Raw genomic sequence first — 18,043 nt, 5'->3', positions numbered from 1 at the left:
TTAGCACTCTCATGAGACATCCTTCGAGATTGACCTCAGCAATTGGAACACTTGCAGTGGCGTTCCTGGGACTGGGCGAGGCCAGGGCTGACAGTGTTGTTGCGCCGTTCACGCACAACAGCCCTATGCTCGACCATGCTTCAGTGATCGGAAGTCATCAAGATATTCATACCCTTATCACGCCGATCCCAAACGGATTTAAGATCCATGCGAGGTATTCGAACGGCAGTGGGAGCGGGGCGTTCATGTGCTCGAGAACGTATTTTCGCACCGCGGATCACCATTTGATCGTCGGATCGATCCAGCCTTTTTTGGTCCCGTTTGGTAACTCAACTGCGGTACGAGACGCCGAAAACTTGGTTGTGCTGCCCGCGGCCGTTATCAGCACGGTGGCTTTCGTGGAGATCGAGCAGCTTTCAGCCGGCGACGATTGCTTGGCAAAAGCCAAGAGCGAGTAGCGCCGAGCAGGGGTGCGACGCGGCGCTAGGCAATAACCTGCGCCAGGCTTGTCGCTGAAGCACGTTCTTCGTTCATCGGCTATTCCCTTCTGGGCGCGTAGCCAAGCTGGCCAAGGCATCGGATTTTGATTCCGAGACCACAGGTTCGAGTCCTGTCGCGCCTGCCATGTTACTCGCGGGGCCTCGGTAGCGAAGGGGCCGGCTCTCATAAGCCTGGACTGGCGGGTTCGACCCCCGTACCCGCGACCAAGTGTCGACCCCCGGGTTGTATTGTCTCACGGGTTGAAACTCGTGCAGTATGTCCGCGTTTTCGAAATGGGAGGCTTTTCATGCTTAGCGGGTACGAATGGGAGAATTCTCTAATTGCACGGTTGGGAAATTGGATTTGGACGAAAGCTATTGATCCCGTCCTCTGTAAAATTGCAGGCGATGAGTTGTCCGCGTTCCGGACCATCCGCGGCATCATTCAAATTATCATCTCGGTGGCAGTACTCCTGCTGCCGCTAAGCTTATTTTTCAATGCCGGCCATGTTTTGACTGCGTCGGGGTTGCTGTTCGATATTGCGGGCGTGCTGCGACTATTTTTGCTGGAAGAGATTGATTCTGCGCTCGATCACTATCGTGAGACTCGACCCGACAACTTGCCATCTGTCGCAATGCGCGAGCTTATCATGCCGGAAGCGTCTGGCCCCTATCTTGAAAATGGCTCAGCGATCCAGCGCTTCTACTATCAAAAGCGTGGGGTGTTTTTTCTATTCGTCGGCTTTGCGCTTCAGCTGATTGGCGATCTCGTCGGCTAAGATGGAGTTCTGGTCATGTCGAAAGACCGAGAGCGGCTTGTCGACCTTCTCCATCGCAGCCGCAGTGCAGGAGGGACAAGCGAAGCGGAGATCATTCGAGCGATCGCTGAGTATGACGCGCTAGTCGCAACCAGCAAGCTCCCACGCTATGCGCTCATCTCGACAGCCCTGGCTGCAATATCGGCTCTTGCCTCGGCTGCTGCGGCTTGGTTCGCGTATGCAGCGCTTCACATTCCAGCACACTGATCCTTCTTTGCGCATTGCCGCTTTGGTTCAATGGTAGGACGCTAAATCAGATCGAACCGATCTTTGAAATCCCATGCATCAGACCCTTCTGTCAGGGTAAACTCCCTAACGCCGTCGACGCGATCGGACGGAACGATAAACAGGTTCTCCACTGTCAGATCGACCAAAATGAAAACGTCCACCGTGCCGCCGATATACTCGGCCTTGCGCATCTGACCTTCCGTTTTCCGGGCAAGGGTGCGGCCCGTGATGACAGATGGCGGTGACGCTGTTGACGATTTGATTTCGCATCGGCGAAATCGTCCGCCGGCTTGCACAAGCAAGTCGGTGCCTGTGGTCGGGACAGTTGGCGGCGATGCCTTCGAGCCGCGGGCGACATCAACGCCTCATACCGATCGGCAGGCAGCTCGGTCCTCAGCCGCTCCTCGAGACGATAGCCTCGGGTAGTAGAGACGCCGATCGAGCGGCTTGCCGGCGCCGAGAACATGCCGGATAGGCGCGCCGTCTTGTAGCGCTCGTATGTCGATGCGGTCGACGCGGTTGCTGTGTTCATTTTCCCCTGCGGTAGCTTAGAGGCCCAAAGCGATCGGCTGTGGACCGGTGATCGCCAGTTCGAATCTGGCCCCAGGGACCAAATATGGGAGTGTCGTCTAGTGGTAAGGCACCGGCTTCCAACACCGGTTACGTGGGTTCGATTCCTACCGCTCCTGCCAATTCACCTTCGGCCGCGCGCAGCGAAGCCCATGCTTGTTCGAGCAGCGGCGCCGGCGCCTTTGTCAGGATCTCGAGCGTGGCGCGCTTCTCCGGCAGATACTTGGTCGCGAATCCGGGGTCATGCTTCGCGATCGACGACGTATTGCTGATGAGGTCGGCGCATTTGACCCCCTGCGTTTCCGGGCTTGCCGCGGCGAGGCGGCGCCGGTCAATTTCTCCTCGGCTCGCCCGGTTCAAGCCATACCCCGGCGGCGTGTCCGTGAGGTCGAGCACCATCAGCGCGACGGCCGAGCCGAACTTCGCGCAGATTTCGGGCAGGGTGGCGTCGGTGTCCTCGACGGTGTCATGCAGCCAGGCAGCCGCGATCGCGGTCTCTGACAAGCCGGCGCGCTCCACGATACTGGCGACTTCCTCGAGGTGAAGGAAGTACGGTTCGCCGGTGTAGTTCCGTTTTTGTTGCGCGTGTTTTTCCCGCGCGAACTCGCGGGCCTTTTCGATCAAGTTCATATTTCCTCCGATGCCCGCTGCTGCCGCTGGGCGGCCAGATATTCGCGGGCCAAAGACCTGGACGCTTCGTCGCCAGGCCCCCCCATGTTTATGGCGACCCAGCCGGCTGGGATACGGTCTGCAAAGCCGGACAAGCGACGGCTCCCGCCCACGCATCCACGGAACCAAAACGCCAAAAATCGAAGGTTATTCTTCAGATCCATTGCACGCGGAAAAAGGGCGCATCTGTTGGCCTGGAACAAGATGGCGGCCTTCACCTGTACTGTCCTATATTTAGCGCAACTCTGATACAAATGGGTCATATGACAAAAGCATCATATCCTTTCGTCCAGTTGGGACGCACATTTCACGAACTCACCAAGCATGCGCGCGAGAGCGATGCTTTCGACTTGAACCAAGCTTTCTTCTCTGGCTCTCGTCTGCAATGGGACGATCTTCTGAAAGGCTATCGCACTGTCATCTTGTCCGAGGCGGGATCGGGCAAGACCGAGGAAATACGGCAGACCGCGAATCGTCTCCGTGCCGAAGGAAAGAAAGCGTTCTTTCTACGGCTCGAACACATTCCCGGCGATTTCGAGGAGGCGTTTGAGGTCGGCACCTTCGATGAATTCGAAGAGTGGCTGTCCTCCACCGACGAAGGTTGGCTACTTTTGGACTCCGTCGATGAAGCGCGGCTTCGCAACCCCGGGGATTTTGAGCGGGCTGTTCGCAAGCTTGGCCGTCGCATTCAGGCGGCGAGCACGCGAGCGCACATCGTTCTGACGGGACGCACAAGTGCGTGGCGCGCCAAAACCGATCTGGAATCTTGCGAGCGTCACCTACCCATCGCCCCTGAGACCACGAAGGTCGCTGCGGCCGATCCGTCCGTCGACACCTCGCTAGAGGATTTGCTCGATCTGGATGCCCTCGGCACGGAAGATTCGAAAGAAAAGGAAGCGCCTGCGGGTTTTCGAATTGTCGCTCTCGACGATCTCTCAACGGGCCAGATCGAAGCCTTTGCGCTAGGGCGCGGCGTGAGCGATACGCAGGCATTCCTTGAGGACATCGAACGTGCCGATGCGGAATCCTTTACGACGAGACCGCAAGATCTCGAGGAGCTCGTCGAGTTTTGGACCAAAGAACACCGCATCGGTACCCGCCTCGAGCTGATGCACAATAGTGTTCAGCGTAGGCTAGAGGAGCGCGACCAGAATCATCGTGAGGCCCGGCCGCTCGCGGCGAAGCGTGCACGTAAGGGAGCGAGGTTGCTTGCTGCGGCGTCGATTTTGGGAAAGGAGCCAACCATCCAGGTGCCGGACGGGTCTCATAACAGCAGGGGCATCGCCGTTCAGCTGGTCCTGCCCGATTGGGACGACGTCGACCAGCAAACGCTTCTCTCGCGGCCTATATTCGACGAAGCGATCTATGGAACTGTCCGGTTTCACCACCGCTCAGTTCGGGAATTCCTAACAGCCGAGTGGCTGTCTTGCCTGCTTGAGCGATCAGCCTCACGCCGTGAAATTGAAGCCCTCCTTTTTCGGGAACAATACGGCGTGGAAGTAATCGTGCCAACCATGCGACCGGTGCTTCCTTGGCTTGCCATCCTTGACGAGCGCATCCGTGAACGCGTTCTGAGGGTTGCGCCCGAAGTGCTCTTCGAGGGTGGCGACCCAAGCGCCCTGCCGCTCGCAACGCGCAAGGCCATCCTCGCCGATGTGTGCAAGGAGCTCGCGTCCGGGAAGTCCGGCCGCAGTGCTCTCGACTATGCCGCAGTGCAGCGCTTCGCGAGCCCCGAATTGGTCGAGGATATCCGTGCTCATCTCAAGACATATGCTGCGAATGCAGAGATCGTCAGCTTTCTCATAAGGATGGTCTGGCTGGGACGCCTTGGTGCGCTCAAGGGCGAAGCAAAAGCCCTAGCGATTTCCCCGAGCACGGCACAATACACGCGAACCGCAGCGATACGCGCGACCCGTGAGGTTGCAACGCCCCAAGACCTGGACGACCTTCGAACCAGCTTCCTGAATGAGGCGCCCGTGCTCAACCGCGATTGGCTCAGCGAGCTCGTTGCCGCGCCTGACCCGACGCCCGAAACAGTCGCGTGGCTTCTTGAGGCCTTGAGCAAAGCAGGCTCGAAGGAACGTTTTTCCGTCGACTCTCTGACGGATGCTGTCGCCCGAGTTGTCGAAGCCGCGCCCGCCGAGCTTCTGCCTAGCCTTGCTGAGGGCCTCAATCTTTTGCTGGAATCCCCTCCGTTCATCGAGCGAGGCTTTTGCGACGTATCGAAGAAGAATGCGTGGCTCCTCAAGGCTGCTTCGATCGCCGCCGAGAGGCTCATCCGGGAAAGACGGGTAGAAGCGCTCGAAAGGCCCACGCTCGGCATCCTTCATAAGTTCAGGGCGATCAAGGATTGGGATGACGATCTTCGCGACCTGAAGGCCGAGTTCGGAAAGCTGGTGCCCGCGTGGTTGGAGCTCAACCGGGCGGCATTCTGGTATGACGTGCACAGCTTGCGCGAGAGCATCCGCTATACGAAGCATGAGCGCCGCCTGACGTACTTCTGGCAGGCTGCAACGCTGGGCGCTTATTGGGAATTTGGGGTGGATGACTTCGACTATGCAGCCGGGGCTATTCGCGCAGAAGCGGATCAAGACGACAAGCTAGTTGCTCTCACGCTCGCGTTTGCAATCTACGCGAAAGGCAATCGGCCGCCGATGTGGCTCGACCTGCTTAGCGAGCTTGTGCGGAGCAATTCCGAGCTTGAAGAGCGTCTTGAGGAGCTTCTCAACCCTCCCGTCAGCGAGCACGACCGCGAAGAAACGAAGTGGAAGAAGCGCGCCGCCGCGAGGGAGAAAAAGGAACGAGACGACCGCGCGAAATCCAGGGAATTTATCCTCTCGCATGTCGAGTTCGTCCGCGCGCCGCAGTTGAAGACCCCGACCGACATCTCAAACGCTCAGTGGTACTTGCACGAGTACCTCCGCGAGAAAGCCGAGCGGGCCAACCGATGGACTGTCGGCCGTTGGCGCGAACTAATTCCCGAGTTCGGCGAAGAGGTTGCGCAAGCCTATCGCGAGGGGGTGACAACCTACTGGCGCAGGTATCGACCGGTGCTCCGCTCCGAAGGCGCGCCAACAAACTCGACGCCGATCTTTGTCATCTTTGGTCTTGCGGGTTTGGATGTCGAAGCGGCGGAAACACCTGATTGGCCGTCAAACCTATCCAAAGACGAGGTGCTTATTGCGTGCCGCTACGCTGCCCATGAACTGAATGGCTTTCCTCCGTGGTTTCCGAAGCTGTTCGAAGCCTATCCTGAGATTGTTGGCGACTTCCTTTTGAATGAAATCAGACAGGAGGTGTTGTCCGAAAAGCCGGATGAAGAGTCGCACTATCTGTTAAGCGATGTGAGCTGGTCGGGACAATGGGCGTGGGAGCAACTGGCACCAGCCATTCTGGAATTCCTTCGCACTAACGTCGTCCGCAGTCTCTTCAATCTCGGCAAGCTGCTGGCCGTCGTTCAGGGCAGCACCTCGGTTTCCGACGAGGACCTGGCTGCGCTCGCGCAGCTCAAAGCCCAGCAGGCCACCGATGCCGATGTTGCGGCGATATGGTACGCAGTCTGGGTCGGCGTAGACCCGGAGCAAGCGATACCGGCGGTCGCAACACACCTTGCGTCCATTACGGATGCTAAGGCGCAGACAGCGTTCGCGATGACCTTCGTTACACGGATTCTGGGCGGGCACCGTTCGGAGTCAACGGGCATTCGGCGACGACACGCCACGGCAACGCACTTGAAGGAACTGTTTCTCCTGATGCAGCGCTATATCCGCGAGGACGAAGATATCGATCGATCCGGCGGTGGCGTGTATTCCCCAGGGTTGCGCGACAATGCTCAGAACGCCCGCAACGCCCTATTCAGTCAACTGAAGCAGATCCCCGGCAAGGAGGCATATGTGGCCCTCGCTGAGATCGCAGCCCAGCATCCGAATGCCCCATCCCGGCCGTGGCTTGCATCCCACGCGCAGTCTAAAGCCGAGCAGGATGCAGACCTGACGCCGTGGTCGCCGGCGCAAGTAAGAGACTTCCACGAACATCTCGATCGCAATCCGACAAACCACCGGGAGCTCGCCAATCTCGCAATCATGCGTCTCCTCGATCTCAAGGACGATCTTGAAAACGGCGACGACAGCGTCGCAAAGGTCCTCCAACGCGTTCAGGAAGAGACCGAGATGCGCAACTATCTCGCGCACGAACTCCGCGGAAAGGCGCAAGGCCGATACACTATTACGCAGGAAGAGGAGTTTGCTGACGACAAACGTCCTGATTTGCGGTTCCACGGCGCTGGTTTTGATGCGCCGGTGCCAGCCGAGCTCAAGCTGGCGGAGCGTTGGACGGGACCGCAGCTGTTCGAGCGGCTTGAGAACCAGCTTTCGGGCGATTACCTGCGCGACAATCGCTCCGCGCACGGCATTTTCGCTATGGTGAACCGCACCAAGGGACGGAGATGGCAACTTCCATCAGGAGACCTGGTCGAGTTCGAAGAGCTGCTTGAGGCGCTTCGCGCTCACTGGAAATCCATCGCCAACAAGCATCCCCATGTCGAGGACATCACGGTTATCGGCATCGACCTGTCGAAAAGGCTTGATTGAGCGTCCAACCGATCTTCGTGTCCCAGTTTAGATGGCTATAGAGGATTAGATAACCAGGCTTTGCGGGATGGATGCGTCCCGCTAGATCCGGATGTCGACGACGTGCTCGAGCGAGAGCGAACGGCCTCGCGCGCGGCAGCTGTCCTCCGTCTGATCGATTAAGTAAGCGCCGTAGACGGCGAGCGCCTGGTCAAGCGTCAGAAGGTTGTTGGCCAGATCGGCGACGGTCCTAATCGGTGAGATCCAGGTGCGATCAGCGCGCTCCTGCTCGATGGCATCGGTCGCGTATTCCATAATCGCGATCGCAGCCTCCTCGGCCGTCAGGTGATCTTTTAGACGGCGTGCGAGCTCGAACGCGCGCTCGTCTGATACCGGTTGGCCCATGGCCTAGCCTCCGTTCATTTCGGCGATTGTGGTGATGACGTAGCCGCCGGCGGTGAACGCCGCGGGAATACCGACCGTGAGGATCACGATGACGATGAGCACGGCGCCGACGGTCGCCAGGATGCCGGCCGGCTGGAACCACGTCTTGGCGAGGCAGTAGGCCGCGATGAACAAAAGGACCACGCCGGTCCAAAAGAGTTGGCTGTTCATTTGCCCGGCTCCTGCATGAGCTCTTCGCAGATCCAGACCATTGCCGCGGTGACGCTGCGAAACTTCATCCATTCCCGCGGGTGCGGATTGTTGGGATTCCAACGCTCATCGATCACCTGCACGTCGCCCGGGGCACCACGGATGCGGAATGCCCGCTCACGGTCGCCGTCGTTGGCGCTGGTGGCCCCCTCGGGATGCGCGGCTTGCCATGCCGACGCGTAGCCAGGGCACTGCTTCGCGTAAACGTCCCAGTGGCCTGGATTGCGGTAGCCGATCGAAAACCCGAGCGGGAAGAACGGCTGAGCCTGGTCGAAGAAGTGCCTCTCCGCCGTCTGCTGCCGTGCTCGGGTCTCGGCGCCATTCATCTTCTCGTCAAGCGTCAGCGTCATGTCGAACCTTTCTGTTGGCGATGACCCGGAAAAGCGCGATCGCGATCCGACCGCGTTCCGTGATTTCGAAGCAAAGGGGTTTGCGGCCGCACTTCGCCGCGGCGCCGGCGATCAGCAGCGGCCGGATCAGGGACGAGCCGAGTTCGGCCCAGGTCCGCGTGTTGCCGTTGCGGCAGAGGCCGGAGTCCCGGCCGATCTCGAGCGCCGTCATCTCGCGATCGGCGGCGAGGAGCAGGGCCAGGATCGTGGCCTCGCGTGGCTTGAGGACGTAGCGGTTCATGCCGCTCCCCCGTCGACGAGGGCGCCGTTGCCGACCCGCAGCGGAACGGCCCATGAACGGGGGTTTGCCAACTCGGAGGCGGAAATTGCCAACCGCTCCTCAGTCGAGCAGCGCGCCGATTTGGGAAAGTGGTTTGTTTGTCGGTGGTTAGCTGGTGAGCGCGGAGGGACTCGAACCCTCGACCCCATGATTAAAAGTCACGTGCTCTACCGCCTGAGCTACGCGCTCACTCACCTGAACATCGGATCCGGACGATAGGCCTTGAGCCGCTCCGGATCATGCTCCAGCCCGCGCTGTGTAGGGGGCAGGGCCCATCGGGTCAATAGCCGAGGGGCGGTCAATTGTGCACCGTTGCGGCGAATTTGCCGTTCCGATGCCTGTGTTTAGGGCCGTTTCTTGAAGTAGCTCAGCTGTCGTGGCGGATTTCCGAGCCGACCGGCTGCGACGGGGCGGCGACCGAGGGCAGGCTGACCGGGCGGAGCCCGATCAGTTCCGCCGTCCGGATCGCGCTGTTGCGCCAGAATGCGAACTCGTTGATCCGCGAATTCTCCAGGATCGCGATGGAAACGGCGGCAAGGAACGGCAGGCTTTGCAGCACCAGCACGCCGGCGAAGATGTAGATCTCGCGCACCTGCTTGGTGCCGTTGGTGACGACGAGCACGATGGCGCCGATCAGCAGCAGCACGCCGATCACGGCCTCCCAGAACGCCTGGAATTCGATCGACATCCGCGACAGGCCGCCCTTCGAGGTGCGGGCGAAGGCGAGATGCTCGGTGATCAGGCCCTGCGCCACCGCGCGCGACACCGTCCACTGCACGCTCATCGCCGCGATCATGGCGCCCAGCATCTGGGCCGCCTTGATGTTCACCCGCAGCCGGTAGAGCACCACGAAGTGCATCAGCGAGACGATGAAGGAGGCAATGATCGGAAGGGTCAGGATCTTGTCGGGGATCGCGATGTCGGCGAAGGCCACGATCGGCACCCAGATCAGATTGAGGATCGCGACCACGACGCCAAGGCTTTCGGCCCCGAGCCAGTTGAGCCAGCCGAGCGAGAATTCGCGGCGCTGGTCCGGCGTCAGCCGGCTGGCGCCGGGCAGGAAGCGCCGCCAGTGCTTCTTGACGATCTGGAAGCCGCCATAGGCCCAGCGGTGGCGCTGCTTCTTGAACGCCTCATAGGTGTCGGGCAGCAGGCCTTCGCCGTAACGCACATTGGTGTAGTGCGTCAGCCAGCCCTGCTGCTGGATCGAGAGGCCGAGATCGGTGTCCTCGCAGATCGTGTCAGAGGACCAGCCGCCGGCCTTGTCCATCGCGGCGCGGCGGATCAGGCACATCGTGCCGTGCACGATGATGGCGTTGAACTCGTTGCGCTGGACCATGCCGATATCGAAGAAGCCGGCATACTCGCCGTTCATGATGTAGTGCATCAGTGAGCGGTCGCCGTCGCGATGCTCCTGCGGTGCCTGCACCAGGCCGACGCGCGGATCGGCGAACGCCGGCACCAGGTCCTTGAGCCAGTCCGGATGCACGACATAGTCGGCGTCGATGATGCCGATGATCTCGGCGTCCGCCGCCGTCCGCTCCATCGCAATCCGCAGCGCGCCGGCCTTGAATCCCTGCACCTTCTCGGCATTGATGAACTTGAAGCGCTCGCCGAGCATCCGGCAGTGATCCTGGATCGGCCGCCAGAAGTCGGGATCGGGGGTGTTGTTGATGATGCAGACGCACTCGAAATTCGGATAGTCGAGCCGCGACACCGCATCGAGCGTCTGCTTCAGCATCTCGACCGGTTCAAAATAGGCCGGGATGTGGATCGAGACCTTCGGAAACTTGACGTCCTCGCCCATCGTGGCGGGCGCGAGCGGCTCGCTCTTGCCGATCAGCCGGCGCGGGCCGCGTCCGAACGCCACCGCTGCGATCTCCTCGATCCGCGCCATCGCGATCAGGACCAGCGGAACCAGCAGCACGAGGCCGAGGCTGAGCGCAAAGGCCGAACCCCAGACGAAGTAGTGCGTGGTCCAGTACGAGAACACGGTCGCAACCCAGGCGCCGACGCCGTTAGCTGCGGCCGACAGCAGCAGCGCCTGCATCACGGTCGGCTGGTCCAGCCGCAGGATCGGCAGCGACATGAAGAGGCCAACCAGCACGGCGACCAGTGCGATCTTCCAGTAGTTCAGATCGGTGACCGGGCCGGTCCAGGCGAACTTGGCCTCGCGGTCGGCATTGAGGACGCCCCAGTAGGGACCGACGCCGCCTTCGAAGAACTTCCACGGCTGATCGATGGCTTCAACGATGTTGTAGTCCATGCCGATCGCTTCGGCGCGCGCGACGAAATTGCGCAGCACGGTGGCCTGCTGGAACGGGCCGGGCTCGGCGCTGCGCAGATTGTAGCCCTGGCTCGGCCAGCCGAATTCGGCGATCAGGATGCGCTTGCCGGGGAACGAGTCGCGCAACAGATTGTAGCGGTCGACCGCCTGATCCACCGCCTGCTTGTCGGTGAAATTTTCCCAGTACGGCAGCACGTGCGCGGCGATGAAGTCGGACGAGTTGGCGAGCTGCGGATGGTCGCGCCAGATGTTCCAGATTTCACCGGTCGTGACGGGAACACTGACCGACTTCTTGACGCGCTGGATCACCTTGATCAGCCGGTGGACGTTGCTTTCGGCGATCGCCCATTTGACGGCTTCGGACCGCTTGTCTTCAGGCTGCGTTTCCGCGTCGTGCAGGCGTTGCGCCTCCTCGCGGAGGATCCGTTCGGACTCCTCGGGTGGCACGCCGATTTCCGGAACCGAGCCGAGGTTCTCCAGCGGGACCTGCTCGCCGCGGAATACGGTTTCGTTGCCGACCACGATGCCGATGACGTTGCTGTTGCGCTTGGCCAGGTTGATCGCGGCTTCGATCTCGCGATTGTTGCGGTTGGCGTCCTTGTCGATCCAGGCGCCGACCGTGACCTTCATGCCGAACTCGGCGGCGACCGGCGGCACCAGCTCGTTGCCTTCGGTCGACGAATAGAGGCGGACCGCCTTTGTAAGCGTCGAGAGCTTTCGCAGGTCGGTGCGCACCTTCTCGGTGTCGGCGGCAACATCTGCGACGGTGTGGCCGGACTCGAACGGGGCGTAGGACAGGCTCGGCAACGTGCCACGGAAATCGGGCGCCGACTGCTTCTCCTGGAAGAGACCCCACAGGGCGGCGTGGGCAGCGGTGACAAGCAACAGGACGGCGACGACGGCGCGCATCGCGGTTAAACCATACGGGGCCTGAGATTGAGGACTAAGCGAACCCGTCCCCTGGGTTCGACCAACATAGCGGCGGAGGGAAAGATATCTCCGCCATCCGATTTAACAACTGGTATGCCGCAATGGCGTTTTAAGGGCGCAAGCCGTTCCAGCCGCGAAAAAAATCGCGGCCGGACCCGATCGCATGATGCGGCTATTTCGACGCCGGCGCCGGTGTCGCCGACGGGGTCGGCGCCGGCGAGGGCGAGGCGGCCGGCGCTGGCGCGGCATTGCCGGCCGTCGACGGCGCCGGGGTGGGCGCGGCGGCGGCTGCCGCGGCCTGCGGCTGGGCACCCGGGTTGATCCAGCAGGCGTGGATGCGGCCGTCGAGGCTGCCGCGCACCTTGTCGTCGATCTGGGCGCCGAACCGGGTCAGGCAGCGGAATGCGGCCTGGACGTGGCCGCCGGGGCAGCCGAACCGATCGTAGAGGTCGAGGTGGCGGAACGCGGTGTCGAGGTCGTCGTTCCACATCAGGCGGACCACGCGGCGGCCGAGCCAGACGCATTCCGGGTTGCCGGCCGGGCCGTTGATGGCCTGCTGGGCCTCGACGAACTCCTCGACCTTGCGTTGGTTGGCCTCCCGCACGGCGTTGGCATTGGCGTCGGGCTGGCCAGGCTGCTGTTTGGCCTGGTCAGGCGGATTCGGCGTGCCGCTCTGGGCGAACGCGCCGCCGGCTCCGTTCAGGAGCGCGAGCGCTGTGACGAGGCCCGTTACAGCAAGATGACGCAAAGCAGTGTTCTTCAACTCAAGCAGCCGTCGACGCATGCATTCCCCGATATGTTCCGGCCCCTGCGGGATCATCCTAACGGCTCGCGTGATGCCGTCCAAATAGGTCTCCAGTGCGGCGGAGACTCTGGCGAAATCTGATGACTGGAATTTGGTATTTTGTCCAGCAAACTCACAACTTTATCGACCCAGCGCAAAACTGTCGCAGGACAACCATGGTATTGACCGATTCCTGGACTTGGCAGACGGGCTGTGACCGGCTAATTCGACGGTCCCCCGGAGGATGGAACCGATTTCGCTTCGTACGCCGCTGGCGCTTCTCCTGATCTCGCTCGCCGTGATTGCATCTGTGTGGTGGTGGCTCGCCACGCCGATCACGCTCGCGCGTGCGCCGATCGATCCTGCCGCAAAGTTGCAATGCGTGTCCTACACGCCGTTCCGCGGCGCCCAGACGCCGCTCGATCCGACCACCCAGATTCCGGTTGAGCAGATCGAGCAGGACCTTGCCGATCTCGCCAAGGTCACCGACTGCGTGCGGACCTATTCGATCGAGAACGGCCTCGACCAGGTGCCCGGCGTCGCGGCCAAGGTCGGCCTGAAGGTGATGCAGGGCATCTGGCTCAGCAGCAACCGCTTCAAGAACTTGCAGCAGATCGCGATCGCGGTCCGGCTCGCCAAGGAATATCCCGGTGTCGTCACTTCGCTGATCGTCGGCAACGAGGTGCTGCTGCGCGGCGAGATGACCGCCACCGATCTTGCCGGCAACATCCGCGCGGTGAAGGCGGCGGCGGGCAATCTGCCGGTCACCTATGCCGACGTCTGGGAATACTGGCTGAAGAACCGCGAAATCTATGACGCGGTCGATTTCGTCACCATTCACATCCTGCCGTATTGGGAGGACATCCCGGTCAAGGCGAAGTACGCCGCGGCGCATGTCGACGACATCCGCAAGCGGATGGCGGTGACGTTCCCGGGCAAGGAGATCCTGATCGGCGAGACCGGCTGGCCGAGCGCGGGACGGATGCGGGAGGGCGCCTTGCCGTCGCGCACCAACCAGGCGCGGGTGGTGTCCGAGATCCTCGATCTCGCCAAGCGCGAGGGTTTTCGGGTCAACCTGATCGAAGCCTATGACCAGCCCTGGAAGCGCAAGCTCGAGGGCACCGTCGGCGGCAACTGGGGCCTGTTCGATGCCGTCAAGCGGCAGGTCAAGTATCCACCCGGCGTTGCGATCAGCAACTATCCGGCCTGGAAGCTGCAGATGGCGGGCGGCATGGCACTGTCGATCGCCACCTTCCTCGCGGCCTGGCTGACCCTGCGCCGCCGGCCCTGGACGCCGCGGCCGTCGGCCTGGATCGCGGTCGCGATTTCGGCAACGACGGCAGGGACGCTGCTCGGGATCGCCGGCGACAAGATGTATTACGAGAGTTACGGCGTCGGCGGCTGGCTGCATTGGGGCGTGTTGCTCGCGGCCGCGATCGCCTCGCCCTTGCTGACAGCACATGCGCTGATCGCCGGGCGCTCGCTGCCGACCTTCCTGGAGCTGGTCGGGCCGCGCGACTATCGCGGCAAGGGCGCGATCGGCGCGCTGCTGGCGATCGTGCTGGTCGCCACCACAGTGATCGCCGCCGAAACCGCGCTCGGCTTCGCGTTCGATCCGCGCTACCGCGATTTCCCGTATGCCTCGCTGACCATGGCGGTGGTGCCGTTCGCGCTGCTGACCATGCTCAACCGCCCGAAGGAAGGCATCCGGCCGCTCGCGGAATCCGTGTTCGCCGGTCTGCTCGCGATCGCCGCGCTGTTCACGATCTACAGCGAGGGCACGATCAACTGGCAGTCGGACTGGACCTGCGTGATGTACCTCTTGTTCGCCGCTACGCTGTGGCGGGCGCGGGCCGCGCAAAACCCATGATGAACAGCCCGATCGCGAGCCCCGACAGCACGACGTTGTAGAGCACGATCCCGAGCCCGGCTGCGATCAAGCCGACGGTGAGCAGCACGATCGACGGCCGCGTCAGGTTCAGCACCGCAATCACCAGCGCGGTGATCCCGAACACCGAGTTCTTGAACAGCACGGTCGACAGCGCGCGCGCCTTGCAGAGCATGGTCTGCGCGCCGGCGTCGCAGGCCAGTGCAACCGGCGAGAATTCGATCGCGAGATAGCGCACGTACAGCGCGTAACCGACGGTGACGAAGCCCACGACCATCAGGAACTGGACCTGATAGGGGGAGAGGCGGAACGGAGGTTTTGTCATCGCGGCACTATGGTCGGGAACGGGGGCTGGGACAAGGCTCGGCAAGAAGCAGCGAAATCGGTTGAGAATTTGGCTGCAATCCGTTGCCGGGCATAGTTATTGGCTGTTTCGTCGGAACATCGAGGAGATCGTCGTTCCTTCCGGCTTCTTTTCCTCGGCAACCGGCTGCGGCGGTGGTGGGGCGGTGCGCCTCGGCGCGACCCGCCGGTGCGGCACAGCCGGTCTGGCGCCGGCGGGCGGCTCGTTCAGGGCCAGCCGCTGGCCGTCATAGATCGCCGTCTCGCAGGTTCGCTGGACCGGGCTGAGGCCGGCGCAGATCTTGGCGGCGGTCCCGGCGTCGTTCAGCGGCCCGGCCACCAGGCGCAACTGCATGCCGAGCCCGTTGCTGCTCTCCTTGATGACGATGATCGGCCGCAGCGCGGCCAGCGGCGCGTTGGCCTTCGACTTCAACAGGCCGCGCCACAGCGCGCGCAGCCCATTGACCGAATTTGCCGTGCCGAGATCGACGCCGAACTCGGTGCGCTGGATCTGCGCCTTCGGCGCATCCTCTTCGACTTCGGAGTCCGGATCCGATGTGATCACCAGCGGCGGGATCGGAGCGGCGCTGACGTCGCTCGCGGTCGGCGGCTTGGGCGCGTCGGTTGCCTTGTTCGGCGCAGGATCGCGCGATGCCATCAGCGGCTTGTCCGCAACCGGACTGGCCGATGGCGCTGGCGCGGCCGGCTTTATTTCGTCGGTACTGGCCGCGGCAGCAGCGGCGCTCATCGGACTGGCAACGGATGGGGCGGGGGCAGAAGTCGGCGGCGAACCTTCGGAGGCGGACGGCTTCTCTGCGGCAATCGGCGGTCTGCTCGCAGCGGCCGCCGGCTTCTTTTCGGCCGCCATGGGCTTCTCGGCCGCAGCAACTGGCTTCTCGACCGGCGCCTTGCTGTCGATGGATGCTACCACCTTGTCGGTAGCGACCGGCTTGTCCGATGCGGCAGGCGGCGTCGTGGCGACGGCGGCAACGGCCGGTGCCGCCGCGATGGGCGTCGAATTGGCTGAAGCGGACGGCGCAGCTGGCGCCGCTGCCGGATTGGGCGGTGGTGCCGGCACGGCTGCTACCGGTTGTTTCGCGATTGTGCCGGTCACGGAGTCAAGACCCTGTTCCAGCGTGGTGACGCGCGAATATAGCCGGTCGCGGTCGCCGTTGAGCGTATCGATCGCGGATGCCAGCCGCCGTGTCTCGTTGTGGCTCTCCTTCGCCAGCGTCTGCAACTGTTGGGCCTGGCGCGCGATATCGGATGCGGCGACCTGGTCGCGCCGCAGCGTCAGCGCCGACTGGTTGGCCATCACGGCGATGGTGACGGCGCCGACCGCCGCCACGCCCCACGAGCCGAGCCGCCACAGCATGCGGCGATCGAAGGCATCCTCCTCGGCCAAAAAGCCGGTGGTGCTCTCGGTGTCGAAATCCGCCGCCAGATTGTCGGGATCTTTGGCCAAAGCCCGCTTGGCCCTCCTCAAGGCCCGCCGAATCACGAGGCAAAGATTAACAGGAAATGGACCGGGAACTTGAATCTGAGGGGCCGCGGAGGCGAATCGGTTTCTTCTGTCGGGGAAAACAATTAAAGACGCCTCGAAGGAAGCCGTTGCGCAGCGGACTGCGCGAATCGTCGAGGATGCCGAATGACTGCGCGATCGAGCCTGACAGTGGTGCTTGCGGCCGGCGAGGGCACGCGGATGCGCTCGTCGCTGCCGAAGGTGCTGCACCCGGTGGCCGGGCAGTCGCTGCTGGCGCATGTGCTCGATGCGGCCGCCGCCGGTGAGGGATCGCAGCTCGCGGTCGTGATCGGCCCCGACCACGACGCGGTCGCCGCCGAGGCGCGCCGGGTGCGGCCCGACGCGCAGATCTTCGTGCAGCGCGAGCGGCTCGGCACCGCACATGCAGTGCTGGCGGCGCGCGAGGCGCTCGCCCGCGGCGCCGACGACCTCTTGGTCGCGTTCGGCGATACGCCGCTGATCTCGGCCGAGACCTTTGCGCGGATGCGCGCACCGCTGCGTGACGGCGCTGCGCTCGCGGTGCTCGGTTTCCACGCCGCCGACCCGACCGGCTACGGCCGCCTGGTGACCGAAAGCGGCAAGCTGGTTGCGATCCGCGAACATGCCGATGCCAGCGCCGAGGAGCGCAAGATCACGCTGTGCAACGCCGGCGTGATGGCATTCGACGGCAGCAAGGCGCTCGCGATCATCGAGAAGATCGGCAACGCCAACGCCAAGGGCGAATATTATCTGACCGATGCCGTCGGCATCGTCAGGGAATTGGGACTGGAGGCCGTCGTGATCGAGACCAGCGAAGATGAAGTGCGCGGCATCAACACCAAGGCGCAGCTCGCCGAGGCCGAGGCCGTGATGCAGGTGCGGTTGCGCAAGCAGGCGCTCGAGGCCGGCGTGACCTTGATCGCGCCGGACACCGTCTATCTCGCCGCCGACACCAAATTCGGCAAGGACGTCGTGATCGAGCCGTTCGTGGTGATCGGACCGGGCGTTTCGATCGACGACGGCGCCGTGATCCACTCCTTCTCGCACATCGTCGAGGCCCGCATCGGCAAGAAGGTGTCGGTCGGTCCCTATGCCCGGCTGCGGCCCGGCACCTCGCTCGGCGACGGCGCGCGGATCGGCAATTTCGTCGAGACCAAGGCCGCGACGCTGGAGGCCGGCGTCAAGGTCAACCATCTCTCCTATGTCGGCGACGCCCATGTCGGCGCCAATTCCAATCTCGGCGCCGGCACCATCACCTGCAACTACGACGGCTTCCTCAAGCACAAGACGCTGATCGGCGAGGGCGCCTTCGTCGGCACCAACACCTCGCTGGTCGCGCCGGTCACGATCGGCAAGGGCGCCTATATCGGCTCGGGCTCCGTCATCACCAAGAACGTCCCCGACGACGCGATGGCGCTCGAGCGCAGCGAACAGTCGATCCGCGAAGGCGGCGCCGCCCGCTATCGCGCGGCGAAGCTGAAGGCGAAGGCCGCGAAGGGGAAGTGAGGGGTTGGCGTGATTGTCGTCATGCAGGCGCAACGGCTTCGCCATTGTGCTGGCAGAACGGTGATAGATTTGAGCACGCAATCTCCCCTCGTCGTCCTGGCGAAAGCCAGGACCCATAACCACCACATGTGATTGTGAGAGGGATTGGGG

General features: G+C 62.7%; 15 protein-coding genes and 4 tRNA genes. 8 read left to right on the top strand and 11 right to left on the bottom strand.

Annotation, left to right across the window (positions count from 1 at the left end; all coding sequences use genetic code 11):
* The first annotated feature begins 56 nt into the window (after positions 1-56).
* The 3 genes from CO675_RS11250 to CO675_RS11240 all read left to right on the top strand — a co-directional run bounded on the left by CO675_RS11250 (position 57) and on the right by CO675_RS11240 (position 1,258).
* Entirely contained in the window at positions 57-458 is a 402-nt protein-coding gene (locus CO675_RS11250) for a hypothetical protein (protein WP_097671995.1), read from the top strand.
* Between the two features lie 91 nt (positions 459-549).
* Positions 550-625 (top strand) — tRNA-Gln (locus tag CO675_RS11245).
* Between the two features lie 162 nt (positions 626-787).
* Positions 788-1,258 (top strand): hypothetical protein, encoded by a 471-nt coding sequence (locus tag CO675_RS11240; protein WP_143278947.1) that lies wholly within the window; start codon positions 788-790, stop codon positions 1,256-1,258.
* 287 nt (positions 1,259-1,545) lie between these two features.
* On the opposite strand, the gene CO675_RS40465 is transcribed toward CO675_RS11240, so the two are convergent.
* Positions 1,546-1,716 (bottom strand): hypothetical protein, encoded by a 171-nt coding sequence (locus CO675_RS40465; protein ID WP_158231214.1) that lies wholly within the window; start codon positions 1,714-1,716, stop codon positions 1,546-1,548.
* Between the two features lie 345 nt (positions 1,717-2,061).
* Here CO675_RS40465 and CO675_RS11235 point away from each other — a divergent pair.
* Positions 2,062-2,138, top strand: a tRNA-His gene (locus CO675_RS11235).
* Positions 2,139-2,143: 5 nt separating this feature from the next.
* A tRNA-Trp gene (locus CO675_RS11230) sits at positions 2,144-2,217 on the top strand.
* Here CO675_RS11230 and CO675_RS11225 read toward each other — a convergent pair.
* Positions 2,186-2,725 (bottom strand): HD domain-containing protein, encoded by a 540-nt coding sequence (locus CO675_RS11225; RefSeq protein WP_158231213.1) that lies wholly within the window; start codon positions 2,723-2,725, stop codon positions 2,186-2,188. The two genes, CO675_RS11230 and CO675_RS11225, sit on opposite strands and share 32 nt — an antisense overlap.
* Positions 2,726-3,027: 302 nt before the next feature.
* Here CO675_RS11225 and hyoA point away from each other — a divergent pair, with 302 nt between their 5' ends.
* Positions 3,028-7,353 (top strand): NACHT domain-containing antiphage protein HyoA, encoded by a 4,326-nt coding sequence (hyoA, locus tag CO675_RS11220; protein WP_097671992.1) that lies wholly within the window; start codon positions 3,028-3,030, stop codon positions 7,351-7,353.
* An 81-nt stretch (positions 7,354-7,434) separates the two neighbouring features.
* On the opposite strand, the gene CO675_RS11215 is transcribed toward hyoA, so the two are convergent.
* The 7 genes from CO675_RS11215 to CO675_RS11185 all read right to left on the bottom strand — a co-directional run bounded on the left by CO675_RS11215 (position 7,435) and on the right by CO675_RS11185 (position 12,656).
* Complete coding sequence (locus CO675_RS11215; protein WP_097671991.1) at positions 7,435-7,737, bottom strand: hypothetical protein; 303 nt, start codon at positions 7,735-7,737, stop codon at positions 7,435-7,437.
* 3 nt (positions 7,738-7,740) lie between these two features.
* Positions 7,741-7,947, bottom strand: a complete 207-nt coding sequence (locus tag CO675_RS11210; protein ID WP_097671990.1) for a hypothetical protein — start codon at positions 7,945-7,947, stop codon at positions 7,741-7,743.
* Entirely contained in the window at positions 7,944-8,336 is a 393-nt protein-coding gene (locus tag CO675_RS11205; protein ID WP_097671989.1) for a hypothetical protein, read from the bottom strand. The genes CO675_RS11210 and CO675_RS11205 overlap by 4 nt, the downstream gene beginning before the upstream one ends.
* The gene (locus tag CO675_RS11200) at positions 8,320-8,616 is read right to left on the bottom strand and encodes a hypothetical protein (protein ID WP_097671988.1); all 297 of its coding nucleotides are present in this window, start codon (positions 8,614-8,616) and stop codon (positions 8,320-8,322) included. Before CO675_RS11200 ends, CO675_RS11205 begins: the two co-directional genes overlap by 17 nt.
* A gap of 152 nt (positions 8,617-8,768) precedes the next feature.
* Positions 8,769-8,844: transfer RNA gene (locus CO675_RS11195), tRNA-Lys, on the bottom strand.
* 178 nt (positions 8,845-9,022) lie between these two features.
* Positions 9,023-11,851: a glycosyltransferase gene (locus tag CO675_RS11190; protein ID WP_097671987.1), complete on the bottom strand. Its 2,829-nt coding sequence runs from the start codon at positions 11,849-11,851 to the stop codon at positions 9,023-9,025.
* A 193-nt stretch (positions 11,852-12,044) separates the two neighbouring features.
* A complete protein-coding gene (locus CO675_RS11185; protein ID WP_097672279.1) occupies positions 12,045-12,656 on the bottom strand; it encodes a beta-1-3, beta-1-6-glucan biosynthesis protein in 612 nt (203 codons plus the stop codon).
* Between the two features lie 244 nt (positions 12,657-12,900).
* Here CO675_RS11185 and CO675_RS11180 point away from each other — a divergent pair, with 244 nt between their 5' ends.
* Complete coding sequence (locus CO675_RS11180) at positions 12,901-14,526, top strand: glycoside hydrolase family 17 protein (protein WP_097671986.1); 1,626 nt, start codon at positions 12,901-12,903, stop codon at positions 14,524-14,526.
* On the opposite strand, the gene CO675_RS11175 is transcribed toward CO675_RS11180, so the two are convergent.
* Both CO675_RS11175 and CO675_RS11170 read right to left on the bottom strand, forming a co-directional pair.
* Positions 14,489-14,869, bottom strand: coding sequence for a hypothetical protein (locus CO675_RS11175; RefSeq protein ID WP_097671985.1), 381 nt, complete (start codon positions 14,867-14,869; stop codon positions 14,489-14,491). The genes CO675_RS11180 and CO675_RS11175 overlap by 38 nt on opposite strands.
* Before the next feature lie 96 nt (positions 14,870-14,965).
* Positions 14,966-16,351 carry a hypothetical protein gene (locus CO675_RS11170; RefSeq protein ID WP_097671984.1) on the bottom strand — a complete coding sequence of 462 codons (1,386 nt, stop codon included), beginning with the start codon at positions 16,349-16,351 and terminating at the stop codon, positions 14,966-14,968.
* Between the two features lie 183 nt (positions 16,352-16,534).
* Here CO675_RS11170 and glmU point away from each other — a divergent pair, with 183 nt between their 5' ends.
* On the top strand, positions 16,535-17,893 hold the full coding sequence (gene glmU, locus CO675_RS11165) for a bifunctional UDP-N-acetylglucosamine diphosphorylase/glucosamine-1-phosphate N-acetyltransferase GlmU (protein ID WP_097671983.1): 1,359 nt from the start codon (positions 16,535-16,537) through the stop codon (positions 17,891-17,893).
* The last annotated feature ends 150 nt before the right edge of the window (positions 17,894-18,043 follow it).

Origin of the sequence: Bradyrhizobium sp. C9 (assembly GCF_002532045.1) — a bacterium.
Taxonomy (GTDB): domain Bacteria; phylum Pseudomonadota; class Alphaproteobacteria; order Rhizobiales; family Xanthobacteraceae; genus Bradyrhizobium.
Note: the sequence above shows the minus strand (reverse complement) of the source record. Positions and strands in the feature narration are given on the sequence as shown.

What these genes read in the sequence shown, in the direction of transcription:
- CO675_RS11215 (WP_097671991.1), bottom strand. Translation starts at nt 7,737, where the DNA reads ATGGGCCAACCGGTATCAGACGAGCGCGCGTTCGAGCTCGCACGCCGT.
- CO675_RS11240 (WP_143278947.1), top strand. Translation starts at nt 788, where the DNA reads ATGCTTAGCGGGTACGAATGGGAGAATTCTCTAATTGCACGGTTGGGA.
- CO675_RS11200 (WP_097671988.1), bottom strand. Translation starts at nt 8,616, where the DNA reads ATGAACCGCTACGTCCTCAAGCCACGCGAGGCCACGATCCTGGCCCTG.
- CO675_RS11210 (WP_097671990.1), bottom strand. Translation starts at nt 7,947, where the DNA reads ATGAACAGCCAACTCTTTTGGACCGGCGTGGTCCTTTTGTTCATCGCG.
- CO675_RS11205 (WP_097671989.1), bottom strand. Translation starts at nt 8,336, where the DNA reads ATGACGCTGACGCTTGACGAGAAGATGAATGGCGCCGAGACCCGAGCA.
- CO675_RS11190 (WP_097671987.1), bottom strand. Translation starts at nt 11,851, where the DNA reads ATGCGCGCCGTCGTCGCCGTCCTGTTGCTTGTCACCGCTGCCCACGCC.
- glmU (WP_097671983.1), top strand. Translation starts at nt 16,535, where the DNA reads ATGACTGCGCGATCGAGCCTGACAGTGGTGCTTGCGGCCGGCGAGGGC.
- CO675_RS40465 (WP_158231214.1), bottom strand. Translation starts at nt 1,716, where the DNA reads ATGCGCAAGGCCGAGTATATCGGCGGCACGGTGGACGTTTTCATTTTG.
- CO675_RS11225 (WP_158231213.1), bottom strand. Translation starts at nt 2,725, where the DNA reads ATGAACTTGATCGAAAAGGCCCGCGAGTTCGCGCGGGAAAAACACGCG.
- hyoA (WP_097671992.1), top strand. Translation starts at nt 3,028, where the DNA reads ATGACAAAAGCATCATATCCTTTCGTCCAGTTGGGACGCACATTTCAC.
- CO675_RS11175 (WP_097671985.1), bottom strand. Translation starts at nt 14,869, where the DNA reads ATGACAAAACCTCCGTTCCGCCTCTCCCCCTATCAGGTCCAGTTCCTG.
- CO675_RS11180 (WP_097671986.1), top strand. Translation starts at nt 12,901, where the DNA reads ATGGAACCGATTTCGCTTCGTACGCCGCTGGCGCTTCTCCTGATCTCG.
- CO675_RS11185 (WP_097672279.1), bottom strand. Translation starts at nt 12,656, where the DNA reads ATGCGTCGACGGCTGCTTGAGTTGAAGAACACTGCTTTGCGTCATCTT.